Origin of the sequence: Klenkia terrae, from assembly GCF_900491935.1 — a bacterium.
In the GTDB taxonomy this organism is placed as follows: domain Bacteria; phylum Actinomycetota; class Actinomycetes; order Mycobacteriales; family Geodermatophilaceae; genus Klenkia; species Klenkia terrae.
Genome location: NZ_UEXK01000004.1, coordinates 680,683 through 693,166, shown reverse-complemented (window position 1 = coordinate 693,166; position 12,484 = coordinate 680,683). Strand labels below are relative to the sequence as shown.

Sequence of the window (12,484 nt, the reverse complement as noted above, 5' to 3'; positions counted from 1 at the left end):
GCCCTTCTGGCATTGGCCGTGAGCATGGTGGTGCTCGGTGCTCTTGGGGCGACCTATCTGGCGACGTCGCTGGGTCAGACGACCGCCGTGATCGCGATCGCACGCGAGGTGCCGTGGGGGCAGACTCTCACCGCTGCCGACCTCGTAGAAGCAACGATCTCTGCCGATCCGGCGTTGGAGCCCATCCCGTACGTCGACCGCGACGAAGTGATCGGCCTGGTCGCGGCGACCACCCTGGGGCCCGGTTCGTTGCTCACCCGCGACGCCCTGACCGATGAGCGCCTCCCGGCTCCAGGACAGCAGCTGATCGGGGTTGGCGTGTCGCTCGTGCAACTACCGACGACCCCGCTGCGGCCGGGCGACGACGTCCTCCTGGTGCCCGTGGCCGCGGGCAGCGCTCCAGCCACGACCCAAGGAGTTCCGAGCGTGGTGGAAGCGACCGTGGTGAACTCTGGCCCTCCCGGAACCGACGGGCTGCGGGTCGTCGACGTGCTCGTCGACGAGGCCGACGGGCCGGACGTCGCCGCCCGTGCCGCCGCAGGCCTGATCGCCATCGTCGTGGTGGCCGGCGAGTAGGCGGGGCGGCTGCCGTGTTGATCGCACTGTGCTCGGCCAAGGGCGCACCCGGCGTGACCACTAGCGGGCTGGCTCTGGCGCTGTCCTGGCCTCGCCCGGTGGTCCTAGCCGAGCTGGATCCGGCCGGCGGGGACGTATTGCCGGGGTACGGCCGAGGCGAGCCGTTCGCGGGCGGGCTGGCCGACCTGGAGCTCGCGGCGCGGCGCGGCGGGCCGGCCCTGCACCTGGACCGTCAGCTGCTGCGGCTCGACTCCGAAGGACGTGCGCGGCTGCTACCCGGCCTGGCCGATCCCGCCGGCGCCCGACATATGGACTGGAATCGCCTGGCCGCCGTGCTGGCGGCGGGGGAGGACGGCGCCGTGGACGTGGTGGCCGACTGCGGGCGGCGGCGCGCTGAGCACTTCCCGGCCGCCGTGGTCCAACGGGCTGCCGCCGTCGTGCTGGCCACCGGCTCCACGCTTCGCGCCGTGCGTGCGGCGACGCAGGCGATTGCCGAACTCCGAGGGCGGGAGGCGTACCCCGGCATGCTGGGCACGCTGGTGATCGGGCCGGGGGAGCCGTACGGCGAGCGAGAGATCAGCGAGGCACTCGGCGTTCCCTCGGTCGGTTCGCTGCCGCGGGATCCGAAGGCGGCCGCAGTGCTCAGCGACGGCGCGCCGGCGGGCCGGCTGTTCACCCAGTCGCCGCTGCTACGAGCCGCGCGGACGGTCGCGACCCGGTTGGTCGAATTGGCCGCGGCTCACGAATCCAGGTTGACACCACCGCCAGCGCCCGTGCCTGCGCCCGCAACCACGTTTGGGGGCAGCCGTGTCCGCTGACCTCACCACCGACCTGCTCAGCGCGGGCACCGTGCCTCGACGAGCGGACGCATCACCGGTGGCGGTGGACTGGACGCTGGTGCGTCGGCTGCATCAGACAACGGCGACGGCCTTGGCCGAGGAGCTCAAGCGCCGCCCGACGCTCAGCATGATGGCGCAGCATGAGCTGGCCCGCACGCTCGTCCAGGACGGCGTCGATGAGTTGGTCCGGCAGCGGATGCGCGCCGGGCAGATGGTTCCCACGCCGGCCGAGGAGCGGGTGATCGCTGACGCGGTGTTCGCCGCCCAGTTCGGGTTGGGCCGGCTGCAGCCCTACGTGGACGACCCGCTGGTAGAGAACATCGAGGTTCACGGGTACGACAACGTGTGGATCGGTTACGCCGACGGCCGGGACGTCCGCGTTGACCCGATCGCCGACTCGGACGAGGAGTTGGTGCGGCAACTGCAGCACATCGCCGCTCGGCTGGGCCGCGCGGAGCGGACGCTAACCACAGCCAGTCCGCTGCTCACCATGCGCCTGCCTGACGGGTCCCGGTTGGCCGCAGTCATCGAGACAGTGCCGCGACCCCATCTGGTGATACGCCGACACCGGATCCGGAACGTCGACCTCGACGACATGGTGGGTCTGCGGGCGATCGACCGGCCGCTGGCCGAGTTCCTGCGGGCGGCGGTGCGGGCGCGCAAGAACATCGTCGTCACCGGCGCCCAGGCTGCTGGCAAGACGCTGATGCTGCGGGCGCTGGCCAACGAGCTGCCGGTCGAGGAGCACCTGGCCACGATCGAGAAGCATTTCGAGCTGCTGCTGCACGAGCTGCCCGACCGGCATCCGAGGGTGGTGCCGTTCGAGGCCCGGGAGGGCACCGGCGAGCGCGGACCCGACGGCCGCCGCCTCGGCGAGGTGACGCTGACCGAGCTGGTCGAGCAGTCGCTGGTCATGAACGTCAGCCGCGTGTGGCTGGGCGAGGTCCGCGGCGATGAGGCGTGGCCGCTGATCGAGGTGATGGAGGCGGGGGGGGGCGGCTCGGCCTGCACTCTGCACGCCCGCTCAGCCCACCACGCCCTCGAGCGGCTGGCCAACCTGTGCATGCGCGGCCGCGCCGCGGTCACCCCGGAGCATGTCTACCGGTCCTGCGCGTCGGCGATCGACCTGATCGTGCACATCACCACCGTGGACGAACGGTGGATCGGGGGCGAGCGGCACCGGTTCGTTAGCCAGGTCCTCGAGTGCAACGGCATCGGGGAGGGCGGGCGCCCGGCCGTCACCGACGTCTTCGCCCCAGGCCCCGACGGCAGGGCCATACCCGAGCACGATCCGGTGGACCTCGCCGACTACGTCCGGGTGGGCTTCGATCCCGACTGGCTCCGGCCAGGCCACGGGCGCTGGGCTGGCGCTGTCGGGGGACGACGGTGAGCGGCACGGGGTTGCTTGCCGGCGTCTGCGGGGCGCTGCTGATGGGCGGCCTGCTGCTAGCCGCCCACGCCCTCACCGCCCCCGAACCGCCGGCTCGGCCGCGGCGCCGCCAGCCGCGTCCGACGGCGCGGGCCGACGGCCCGGCGGTGCGGCGGCAGCGGGCGCTGTGGGTGGCCGCCGCCGTTGCGGCGGCGGTGGTGTGGCTGGCCTCGGGCTGGCCGGTCGCTGGCGTGCTGACCGGGTTGGCGGTGATCGGTGTGCCGTGGCTGCTGGCGCAGTTCTCCGGCGGCAACGCCACCGTGGAGCGGCTGGAGGCGCTGCAGGAGTGGGTGCGCCGCACCTCCGACGTACTCGCTGCGGGCGGGGGCTGGAGCAGACGCTGATTCGTTCGGCCCGCACCGCTCCCGAACCGATCGCGGCGGAGGTAGCGGCACTGGCCGCGCGGCTTCAGGCGCGCTGGCCGACGTCCCGGGCGCTGCTGGCCTTCGCCGACGATCTCGACGACGCCGCCGGGGACCTGGTCGTCGCCGCCCTGTTGCTGGGTGCGGAGCTGCGCGGGCCGGGGCTGGCACGGGTGCTGACCGAGCTGGCGGGAAGCCTCACCGAGGACGTAACCATGCGGCGCAAGGTCGAGGCCGACCGCGCCAAGCCCCGCGCGAATGCCCGGTGGCTGCTGCTGATCACCGTCGCCGCATCCGCGCTGGCCGCGCTCAACGGCGACTACCTGGCTCCCTACGGCACGGGAGTCGGGCAGCTGGTGCTGGCCGCTATCGCCGGGCTGATCGTCGCCTGCCTGCTGTGGATGCGCCGGCTCACCGCCCCTGCGCCGTCCCCACGCTTCCTGGTCGATCCCGACCGCAGCCTGCGGGTTCTCGGTCTCGAGCCGAACGAGCTGCCGGTCCCATGAGCGGCATCCAGGCACTGCTGATCGGCTCCGGCGCGCTCGTCGGTCTCGGAGCGTTCCTGCTGCTGCGGGTTGTTCTCGTGGTCGAGCAGCCGCGGTTGGCCGACGCGCTGGCCCGCCTCGACGGGGGCGCGGCTCCTGTCCCGGTCGCGCCGATGCCGGAGGGAGGCGACCGGTGGGCACGCGCAACCGGCCGCGCCGGTGCCTGGGCCGCCGCCCGGCTGCCCGCCGCCGGGAGGAGCGCGCCGTCCCAGGCGCTGACGCTGATCGGCTGGACGCCGGAGGGTTACGCCGCCCGCAAGGTCGGTCTGGCCGCCTTCGGCGCGGTGTTCGTTCCACTGTTGACCGCCGTGCTCGGCATGACCGGCGTCCGGCTGCCGGTGGTGGTGCCGGTGGCCGGATCGCTGGCGCTGGCTGGCGTGTTGTTCCTCGTCGTAGACCTGGTCGTGCGCGACCAGGCCGCCGAGGCCCGCGGTCAGATGCGGCGGGCGCTGGCGTCCTATCTGGATCTGGTCAGCCTGCGCCGCGACGCCAGCGAGGGCCCCACCATCGCCCTGGAGCGGGCCGCCGGCGTGGGGGAGGGCTGGGTGTTCCGACGGATCACCGACGCCCTGGTCGCCGCCCGGCTGGCCGGCGATCCGCCGTGGGACGGCCTGCGCCGAATGGCCGCCGACACCGGTGTTGGTGAGCTGGCCGACGTGGCTGACATTGCCGAGGTCGCCGCCTCGGAGGGCGCGTCGATCGCGCCGACGCTGCGGGCGCGCGCGCAGTCGCTGCGGGTCCAGTTGCTGGCCGAGGAGGAGGCGGCGGCCAACACCGCCAGCGAAAAGCTCACCGCTCCCGTCGCCCTGCTGTCGATCGCCTTTCTGCTGCTCTTCCTCTATCCCGCCCTGGCCCGTCTCATGGCCACCTGACCCGGTGACCCCGATCCGAGAGGAACCCCGATGACCTCGATACTCACTCTCCTGACCGTCGTCGGCGCGCAGCTGCGCGACCGGCTGCGCGATCTCCGCGACGAGCCGGAGCGCGGCTCGCTGTCGGTCGAGCAGGTGATCATCACTGTGGCGCTGATCGGCATCGCCGTCGCGCTGGTGGCCGTGATCGCCAACGCGGTCACCTCTCGGTCGGCCCAGATCCAGTAGCCCGGCCCGTGCCTCACCTCGCCGGCCCGTGTGGCCCTGCGGCCGTGTCCCGGCCCTGCCCTGCTACGGGCAGCCGGGCCGGCGGCGTGGGGCGCCGACGGATGTCGGGCGAGCGCGGTGCGGCGTCGGTGGAACTGGCGGTCGCCTTCCCGGTGGTGTTGCTGCTGGTGATGACGCTGATCCAGGCGGCTCTGTGGTTCTACGCCCGCTCGATCGCGCTGGGCGCCGCCCAGGAGGGCGCCCGCGAGGGCCGCGTGCAGCCTGCCTCGACCGCGCGCGCCCAGTCTGCCGCCGAGGGCTTCCTCGACCAGACCGCGCAGGACCTGCTCGTCGCCCGGAACGTGACCGTGACCGGCTCGCCGAGCAGCATCGAGGTGACCGTCACCGGCAGCTCGCTCAGCCTCTTCCCCGGCCTGTCGGGCTGGTCGGTGACCCAGACCGCCGTCGGCCCGGTGGAACGGCCCACGCCATGAATGCCCAGGCCAGGGAGCGGGGGTCGGTGTCGGTCGAGCTGGCGCTGCTGGCCCCGGCGCTCCTCCTGCTGCTGTCCTTCGCCGTCGTCGCCGGCCGCACCCAGATCGCCGAGGGTGCCGTCCAAGAGGCCGCACGAGCCGCCGCGCGGGAGGCATCGCTCGCCCGCGACGCTGCCACCGCCGCCGCACGGGCCGGCGCCCAGGCGGAGCGCACCCTGGCCGCTCAGGATCTGCGCTGCGAGCGCACCACGGTGGACGTCGACACCGCGGGGTTCCAAGCCCCGCTCGGCCAGCCGGGCGACGTCACGGTGTCGATCACCTGCGTGGTCGGCATGGCCGACCTGTTGGCCCCCGGCCTCCCCGGCTCGGTCACCGTCGAAGCCTCCTTCATCAGCCCCATCGACGCCTACCGCGAACGATGACCGGCTACCACGGACACCGGCGGCCGGACGGAGAGCGCGGCGCCATCAGTGTCTTCCTCGCCGTTCTCGTTCCCGGGCTGCTGCTCATCATCGGGCTGGCCGTCGACGGCGGCGCGAAGGTGGCCGCGACCCAGCGCGCCAACGCCATCGCCGACGAGGCGGCGCGCGCGGGCGGACAGGCCCTCGACATCTCCGCGGCCCTCGCCGGACAGGTGCAGGTCGACCCGACCGCCGCTGTCGCCGCCGCGCAGGACTACCTCGACCGCAACGACGTGCAGGGCGCGGTGACGGTCGTCGACGGCGACACCCTGTACGTGACCACCACGATCACCCAGCCCACCACCTTCCTGGGCCTGATCGGCATCTCCACCCTCACGGTGGAGGGCTCCGGCACCGCCGACCTGATCACAGGGACCGGCCAGAACGGGGGAGCGGGCCCATGACCACGCCACCGCGGGCATTCGACGTGCTGCGCCAGCTGCTCGCCCTTCTGGTGTTGGCGGCCGCCGTCGCCGGCGTCCCGATTGCGCTATGGCACCTCGGTGGCGCTTACCTGCCCGACGAGCTGCCCTCCTGGGTGGAGGTGACCACTGCGCTGAGCGGACCGGACACCGGCGCCGTCTTCCTCGGACTGCTCGTGGTGATCGGCTGGAGTGCCTGGGCGTGCTTCGCCCTGTCGGTGGCCGTCGAGCTCGTCAGTCAGTTGCGCGGACTGCCACCGCTGCGGCTGCCCGGCCTGGCGGTCCCACAGCAGCTCGCCGGCCTTCTGGTGGCCGCCGTCCTCGGTTTCGCCAGCGCACCGCTGTGGGCCGCTCCGGCCGTGGCCGGTCCGCCGGTCGTCGCCGAACAGCCGCTTGACCACGAGGAGCCGCCGCCGGCGCCCGCCCCGCCAGCCGACACCCCGCCTACCGCACCTCCCGCGGCCGGTCCGACCTACTCGGTGCAGCCGCGCGACACTCTCGGCCGCATCGCCGCCCGCTACCTGGGCGACTGGACCCGTTTCGAGGAAATCCTCGAGCTCAACCGCGGCCGGCCCCAGCCTGACGGCGCGATCCTCATCGACCCGGGGCTGATCCGTCCGGGCTGGGTATTGATCCTTCCGCCCGACGCCAGCGTCCCCGTGGTCGACAGGACGGCCGGCGAGGTGACCGTGGGGCCCGGCGACACCCTCACCGACATCGCCGAGCAACACGGCCTGGACGGCTGGCAGCCGATCTACGCCCTCAATGCCGGCGAACCCCTTCCCGGCGGCGGCCGATTCACCGATCCCGACCTGATCCTCCCCGGGCAGGTCCTCGACCTCCCGCCCGTAGACCCGGCAGCCGCTGGCTCGTCCTCATGCGGCGGAACTGGCGGCCGTTCTCGCCGGCAGCGGGGCACTGCTCGCCGCAGGCGTGGGCGCGACGTGGCTGGCGCACCGCCGCCAGCGGCTGCGCCGCCGCCGCCCTGGCCGACGGCTGATTCCCCTCCCGAAGGGGCTGTCGGCCACCCAGACGGTCGTCACCTCGGCGGCCGACGCGGGTACGGCCGACTACGACGCGCTCGACCTGGCGCTGCGCGGACTCGCCGTCCGGATCTCCGAGCACCCAGACGGGCTGATGCCCGACGTTGTCGCCGCCCGACTGCACGGCGGCCGGCTCGAGCTGCGGCTGCACGCCCCGGCCGACAGTCCGCCGCCCGAACCGTGGACCGCCGATGACACCGGCCTGTGGTGGTTCGTGCGGCTGGACCGGGACACCGGCGTGGCCACCGAAGTGGTCCGGGCTCGCCTGGCGCCATATCCGACCCTGGTCACCATCGGGACCGACGGCGGCGACCGTTGGCTGCTCGACCTGGAACGCCTCGGCGCCGTGTACGTGACCGGACCGGCCGACCGCCGCACGGACTTCGCCCGGCACCTGGCCGCCGAACTGGCCGTCAACAGCTGGTCGGACCACCTCACTGTCACCACCGTTGGTTTCGGCGAGGAACTGCTCGACCTGGCACCGCACCGGGTCCAACCGACCGACACCGCCAACGATCCCGCTCTGCACGCCGCGCTGCGGGAAGCGGCCGAGCGCGACACCGACGACGTGCTGGACGGGCGGTTGCGGGCCGGAGCGGGGGACGGCTGGATGCCGCAGGTCGTCCTCAACCCACAGACGCCAGATCAGGGCGGCGAACTGACCGAGGCCGCCGCTGCTTTGCCCGCCCGCGAGCGGCGCGCCGCGGTCGCACTCGTGCTCGGCGTCGACGCGGGGGAGGCCGGCGACGAGTGGCTGCTGACGCTGACGGACGACGGGTCGCTGCTCATTCCGGCACTGGGGCTGCGGCTACCGGCTCCACAACTGACCGCCGAGCAGGGTCGCGACATCGCCACGCTGCTGGCCTTCGAGCGTGACTCCAATGACGACCCAATCCCCGTCGCCGCCGGCGACCGCCCCTGGCAGGTGCACACCGACGCCGCCGGCGCCCTCCGCAACGACGCATCCGATTCGGGCATCACCGAGCCACGGGTCCAACTGGCCGCCCCGCAGACGGTCGTACGCAGGTCCACCACTGCTGCAGCAGGCGATGCCACGCCGCGCTCGCCGACCGACATTGCCGCCCGAACGACGTCGTCGGCGAGCGATGCCGCCGAGGCGCCGGGGCGTGCGGCGCCAGCCGACATGCGCAGCCGGATCGAGGACGACCTCGCCCAACTCGACCGCGATCTCGCCGACTGGTGGTCGCCAGAATGCGCCCGGCCGCGGCTGACGCTGCTCGGACCGGTCACCCTGAGCGCGCACGGTGATGAGGCGGCCGTCGCCCGGTCCGGGCTGCGGCGCCGTTACGAGGAGACGGTCGCCTACCTCGCCACCCGCCCGCACGGCGCCACCGCCGACGAGGCCGCCACCGCGCTGCAGCCTGCCCGCGGCGGCAGGGCCGACCCGGTCAGCGCCCGCGCCTACGTCCACCGGGTCACCGCCGGCGCCCGCGCCTGGTTGGGCACCGATCCCGCCACCGGCCAAAAGCACGTCAGTTCCGGCCACCGCGGCCGCTACACGTTGACCGGCGTGCTTGTCGACGCCGACCTCTTCCGCCAGCTGCGCGCCCGCGCCGCTGTCCGCGGAAACGACGGCCTGCCCGACCTGCTGGCCGCCCTTCAGCTGGTGTCTGGCTCGCCGTTCGCCCAGCGCCCGGCCGGCTACGAGTGGCTGGACGGCTTGGACCTCACACTCACCGCCGCGGTCTGCGACGTCGCCCACCAGGTCGTCACCGCCGCCCTCGCCGACGGCGACCTGGCCGCCGCCGGCACCGCCTCGGCCACCGCCCTGCTTGTGGCGCCGGACGACGAACAAGTGCTGCTGGACGCGATGTGGGTGGCCTACCACCAGGGCAACCGCGCCGAGGCCGAGACCTACGTCGCTCGCATCGTGGCCGTCCACGACGGTGAGGACGAGATGGACCTGCCCATGAGCACCGCGGAGACCATCAACCGCGCCCGCCGGCAGTTCCTCGACCGTGCCTCGTGACGACGGCCGCTGGCTGCATCCACCACAACGAGGGAAGCGTCCAACCTGGACGAACCGCAGTCCGGGACGTCCGGGACCTTCGCCGGCAGGTCGAGGTGTCGTACCTGCTGACCACACTCGAGTGCGCAGGCCCTCGGGATGGAAGGAGAGACGCTGGTCATCATCGACCCGATCGCCGCCGACCTCGACCTCGACGAGGTAGAGGTCAGCGCTGCTGAATGCCGCGGTCGGTGACTACGCCGCCGAGGCCGCCGTGCTGCTGCTCGCCAACGACGGTTACTGGCCGGCTCATCTGCCCGCCGCTGGGATGATCACGGTGGAGGCCGAGCCGGTCGGCGGGCAGATGTGGGCGCGCATTGAGTGGGCCGAGCTCGACGCTGCCCTCGCCGACGGGCGGCTGCCCGGCAGCCCGGAGGAGCTTGCGGTGCTCCGGGTAGCCGTAAGCCTCGCCGACGGCCGGCCGGTCGACCTTGCCGACGTGGTGGTGGCGCTGGACCGTCGCAGACTCGGCCTGGTGCTCGCTGCGTTTGCGCACGCCGCCGGCAGCCACGATCACTGCGCTCCGGCCGGCCAGGGCGTAGACCCCGACCTCCGGCTGGGACCGCTGATCGCCTGGCCGGCTCGGCACTGATCCAGCCATGCCCTATCCGCCGCGGCCACAGCTTCGCCCGCTGCCCGCCTTCGCCGGTACTGCCCGCACCGGCACCGTGCCCAGTCTGCGGCTGCAGACGCAGCTGGAGGCCTTCGTCCTCGCCGAGTACGCCGCCGGCCGCTCGCTGCGGCAGATCGCCGAGCTGATCGACCGTTCGCCCACCGCAGTCCGCCGCGTGCTGGACAAGCACGGGGTTCCACGGCGCGCGGTCGGCGCTCCACGGCAGGGTGCCCAGCGTCCCTGACCGAAACCCGATCGAGGGCCGGCATCCGCCGGCGTGCGGCGTCGGGACTCCGGTAATCCTCCAGTCGTCCGCCGGTGAGAGTCGTTCGGTACCACCCCAGCGCCGGCACACACTTCACCTCGGCCGATGACCGCTCTCCAGTTTGCTAACTGGAGGACTTCTGGAGGCCCGGACGACACGGTCGGCGCATGCAGAGCCCAACCCCGCGTCGGGGACCGCGGCGCGGTCGGATGAGCCGTGACGCGCCGCCGTCGGGATCGATGGCGATCGCGGACCCACTGACTTCTCGTCGAGCACGGCCGATGACGGTCGAGGCGATGCGCGCGGCCGTCATCGCGATCCGCTCAGGGAACTTCGACGACCTCAACGATCTCGACGTCGTTTGGAGAGGCCAGGCGTCGCGCGCTGCGGGTCCTGTCGCTGCCTCCCGGCCGGCTGCCAGTTCGATCCCGTGGGTGGCGTCCAACGTCGGCGATCCTGTCGTCCTGGTGATGGCCGGTCACGCCGGCGCCGGCGCTTCGACGGTCGCCTTGGCCGTGGCCGAAGGGCTGGCGGAAGCCAGGCGTGTGCAGCTGGTCGACTATGCCGAGCCTGTCCAGTCGGGCTTGGTGGCGGCCCCGGCCATCGAGATGGGCACGGACGGGGCCTGGCGGCGCGGTCGCCGGAATCGACTCGACGTCGTCCGCCTCACTCGGCATCCGGCCGACGGAGTGCTTCCGCCGCCACCAGAGACCGACGACGCTGAGCCCCTGAGGGTGGTCGATGCCGGCTGGTCGCTGACCCGCACGCTGCTCGATCCACCCGGTTCGGTCGTCGGCGGCGCGATGGTCGTCGTCGTCACCCGGGTGACGGTGCCGTCGGTCCGGCAGACCGAGCAGCTGCTCGCCGCCGTCGGCGGCGAGGCGGCGGTCGCCGCAGTGGGCCCGGCCCGCTGGCCCCGGCTGGTGGAGGTCAGCTGCGGTCCGCGGCTTCGTGAGTTGCGGTCGCGGGGGCAGGTGGTCCCAGTGCCGATCGACCGGCAACTGCAGATTGCCGGGCTGACCGGCGACCGGCTACCGAAGCCAGTGGCGGCCGCCGGCCGGGCGGTGGCCGCACTCGTGGCCCCGGCGGGGGGGACTCCGTGACCGCCGGGCGCCGGAGCACCGCCGTGGCGGTGCGGGCCGCATCAAGCGTGGTGTTCGTCCTTGCCGGGTTCGTCGTGCTGGATGCCGGGCCGGCGACTGCGACGCCGGCCGAAATCAGCGCGGCGGTCTGCCCCCAGGCACCGCCCGGGATGGAAGCCTTCGCCGACGATGTGACCGCCTGGGTGAAGTGGGGCGTGCTGGCGCTGATCGGCATCGGCGCGGTCGTGTCCCTCGGGTCGATCCTCGTCGGGCGGATCTTCTCCCATCCGCACGCCTCCCGGTACGGGGCCATGGGCGTCGCGGTGGTGGTGATGGTGGCCATCGCCTACACGGTCATCCTCGTCATCCTGGACTCGATCACCGGCAGCGGGTGCACGTGATGCGCCGCCACCGAGACGTCCAGGGAAGCGCTATCCCTGGGTGGGGAGCTGGTCGACTTCTCACGCTGGTCGTGGTCGCCGCCCTCGTCGCGCTAGCGGTCTTGGCCGGCGTGGTCCTCGCAGTCGTTGGGGCGCTGACCGAGGAGGAGTCAGGCTCAGCGCACGCTGCGCGACAGGGAGATTCACTCTCCACGGATACGTCGTCCCAAGATGCCCTGGCCGCGACGCCGATGCCGACCGCCGACCCGGACGACGCGCTGCCAGGTCCGGTGTCGCGGCAGGCGGCGGGTGTCATCGAGTTGCCGCGCACCACGGCCGACGGCCCGGCTGACGTGCCCACCGGCTTTCCCCGCACTTCGGAAGGGGCCCTGGCGCAGTTGGCCGCGATCGACGTGACGGCGATGCAGACCGGCTCGATGGACGGTGTGCGGCGTGTCATCGCCGAGTGGGCTGCCCCTGGCGGCCCGACCCCGGAGTCGTGGTCCGGGGTGGCTGGCATGGCGAGCCTTCTGTCGGCGGCGGGGCTGTCCGGTGCCGGGTCCCCGCAGTTGGCCATCGTTGTCCGACCGGCGATGGGGCTGATCAAGGGAACGGTGGGTCCGCAGTTCGCGGTGGTGTGCGTAAACCTCGAGTTCACCGTCACCGTCGAGCAGACGTCGCGGATCGCGATCGCCGACTGCCAGCGCATGGCATGGGTGGGGGACCGGTGGATGATCGGTGCCGGGCCGGAGCCCGCGCCGGCGCCGTCCGTCTGGCCGGGTACCGACACCGCGATCGCGGCTGGCTGGCGGGATCTGCGCCATGCCTAGCCCACAGCCACGACGGCGTAGTCGGGTCGGGCCCA

Annotated in this window: 17 protein-coding genes; all 17 read left to right on the top strand. The window is 73.1% G+C overall.

Annotated features, from left to right (window positions below; translation table 11 throughout):
* The first annotated feature begins 24 nt into the window (after nucleotides 1-24).
* The 17 genes from LFA75_RS03590 to LFA75_RS03510 all read left to right on the top strand — a co-directional run bounded on the left by LFA75_RS03590 (nucleotide 25) and on the right by LFA75_RS03510 (nucleotide 12,449).
* A complete protein-coding gene (locus LFA75_RS03590) occupies nucleotides 25-576 on the top strand; it encodes an SAF domain-containing protein (protein WP_225236004.1) in 552 nt (183 codons plus the stop codon).
* Nucleotides 577-590: 14 nt separating this feature from the next.
* Nucleotides 591-1,394: a P-loop NTPase family protein gene (locus LFA75_RS03585; protein WP_225232368.1), complete on the top strand. Its 804-nt coding sequence runs from the start codon at nucleotides 591-593 to the stop codon at nucleotides 1,392-1,394.
* Nucleotides 1,384-2,805: a CpaF family protein gene (locus LFA75_RS03580; protein ID WP_225232367.1), complete on the top strand. Its 1,422-nt coding sequence runs from the start codon at nucleotides 1,384-1,386 to the stop codon at nucleotides 2,803-2,805. Before LFA75_RS03585 ends, LFA75_RS03580 begins: the two co-directional genes overlap by 11 nt.
* Nucleotides 2,802-3,188: a hypothetical protein gene (locus LFA75_RS03575; protein ID WP_225232366.1), complete on the top strand. Its 387-nt coding sequence runs from the start codon at nucleotides 2,802-2,804 to the stop codon at nucleotides 3,186-3,188. Before LFA75_RS03580 ends, LFA75_RS03575 begins: the two co-directional genes overlap by 4 nt.
* Nucleotides 3,131-3,712, top strand: a complete 582-nt coding sequence (locus LFA75_RS03570; RefSeq protein WP_225232365.1) for a type II secretion system F family protein — start codon at nucleotides 3,131-3,133, stop codon at nucleotides 3,710-3,712. The genes LFA75_RS03575 and LFA75_RS03570 overlap by 58 nt, the downstream gene beginning before the upstream one ends.
* A complete protein-coding gene (locus tag LFA75_RS03565; RefSeq protein ID WP_097197026.1) occupies nucleotides 3,709-4,623 on the top strand; it encodes a type II secretion system F family protein in 915 nt (304 codons plus the stop codon). Before LFA75_RS03570 ends, LFA75_RS03565 begins: the two co-directional genes overlap by 4 nt.
* A gap of 30 nt (nucleotides 4,624-4,653) precedes the next feature.
* A complete protein-coding gene (locus LFA75_RS03560; protein WP_097197027.1) occupies nucleotides 4,654-4,851 on the top strand; it encodes a hypothetical protein in 198 nt (65 codons plus the stop codon).
* Between the two features lie 128 nt (nucleotides 4,852-4,979).
* Entirely contained in the window at nucleotides 4,980-5,324 is a 345-nt protein-coding gene (locus LFA75_RS03555) for a TadE family protein (RefSeq protein ID WP_097197073.1), read from the top strand.
* A gap of 26 nt (nucleotides 5,325-5,350) precedes the next feature.
* Nucleotides 5,351-5,746, top strand: coding sequence for a TadE/TadG family type IV pilus assembly protein (locus tag LFA75_RS03550; RefSeq protein WP_236825405.1), 396 nt, complete (start codon nucleotides 5,351-5,353; stop codon nucleotides 5,744-5,746).
* Nucleotides 5,743-6,189, top strand: coding sequence for a TadE/TadG family type IV pilus assembly protein (locus LFA75_RS03545; protein WP_014375313.1), 447 nt, complete (start codon nucleotides 5,743-5,745; stop codon nucleotides 6,187-6,189). The genes LFA75_RS03550 and LFA75_RS03545 overlap by 4 nt, the downstream gene beginning before the upstream one ends.
* On the top strand, nucleotides 6,186-7,445 hold the full coding sequence (locus tag LFA75_RS03540; protein ID WP_225232364.1) for a LysM peptidoglycan-binding domain-containing protein: 1,260 nt from the start codon (nucleotides 6,186-6,188) through the stop codon (nucleotides 7,443-7,445). Before LFA75_RS03545 ends, LFA75_RS03540 begins: the two co-directional genes overlap by 4 nt.
* The gene (locus LFA75_RS03535) at nucleotides 7,345-9,240 is read left to right on the top strand and encodes a hypothetical protein (RefSeq protein WP_225232363.1); all 1,896 of its coding nucleotides are present in this window, start codon (nucleotides 7,345-7,347) and stop codon (nucleotides 9,238-9,240) included. Before LFA75_RS03540 ends, LFA75_RS03535 begins: the two co-directional genes overlap by 101 nt.
* 253 nt (nucleotides 9,241-9,493) lie before the next feature.
* Complete coding sequence (locus LFA75_RS03530) at nucleotides 9,494-9,871, top strand: hypothetical protein (RefSeq protein ID WP_225232362.1); 378 nt, start codon at nucleotides 9,494-9,496, stop codon at nucleotides 9,869-9,871.
* A gap of 7 nt (nucleotides 9,872-9,878) precedes the next feature.
* The gene (locus LFA75_RS03525; RefSeq protein ID WP_097197031.1) at nucleotides 9,879-10,136 is read left to right on the top strand and encodes a helix-turn-helix domain-containing protein; all 258 of its coding nucleotides are present in this window, start codon (nucleotides 9,879-9,881) and stop codon (nucleotides 10,134-10,136) included.
* A gap of 302 nt (nucleotides 10,137-10,438) precedes the next feature.
* The gene (locus LFA75_RS03520) at nucleotides 10,439-11,260 is read left to right on the top strand and encodes a hypothetical protein (RefSeq protein WP_225232361.1); all 822 of its coding nucleotides are present in this window, start codon (nucleotides 10,439-10,441) and stop codon (nucleotides 11,258-11,260) included.
* Nucleotides 11,257-11,640, top strand: a complete 384-nt coding sequence (locus LFA75_RS03515; RefSeq protein WP_225232360.1) for a hypothetical protein — start codon at nucleotides 11,257-11,259, stop codon at nucleotides 11,638-11,640. The genes LFA75_RS03520 and LFA75_RS03515 overlap by 4 nt, the downstream gene beginning before the upstream one ends.
* Before the next feature lie 71 nt (nucleotides 11,641-11,711).
* Nucleotides 11,712-12,449 (top strand): hypothetical protein, encoded by a 738-nt coding sequence (locus LFA75_RS03510; protein ID WP_318249959.1) that lies wholly within the window; start codon nucleotides 11,712-11,714, stop codon nucleotides 12,447-12,449.
* The last annotated feature ends 35 nt before the right edge of the window (nucleotides 12,450-12,484 follow it).

Coding starts and splice junctions, on each gene's coding strand:
- LFA75_RS03590 (WP_225236004.1), top strand. CDS start 25: ATGGTGGTGCTCGGTGCTCTTGGGGCGACCTATCTGGCGACGTCGCTG.
- LFA75_RS03565 (WP_097197026.1), top strand. CDS start 3,709: ATGAGCGGCATCCAGGCACTGCTGATCGGCTCCGGCGCGCTCGTCGGT.
- LFA75_RS03560 (WP_097197027.1), top strand. CDS start 4,654: ATGACCTCGATACTCACTCTCCTGACCGTCGTCGGCGCGCAGCTGCGC.
- LFA75_RS03545 (WP_014375313.1), top strand. CDS start 5,743: ATGACCGGCTACCACGGACACCGGCGGCCGGACGGAGAGCGCGGCGCC.
- LFA75_RS03540 (WP_225232364.1), top strand. CDS start 6,186: ATGACCACGCCACCGCGGGCATTCGACGTGCTGCGCCAGCTGCTCGCC.
- LFA75_RS03535 (WP_225232363.1), top strand. CDS start 7,345: ATGCCCGACGTTGTCGCCGCCCGACTGCACGGCGGCCGGCTCGAGCTG.
- LFA75_RS03525 (WP_097197031.1), top strand. CDS start 9,879: ATGCCCTATCCGCCGCGGCCACAGCTTCGCCCGCTGCCCGCCTTCGCC.
- LFA75_RS03520 (WP_225232361.1), top strand. CDS start 10,439: ATGACGGTCGAGGCGATGCGCGCGGCCGTCATCGCGATCCGCTCAGGG.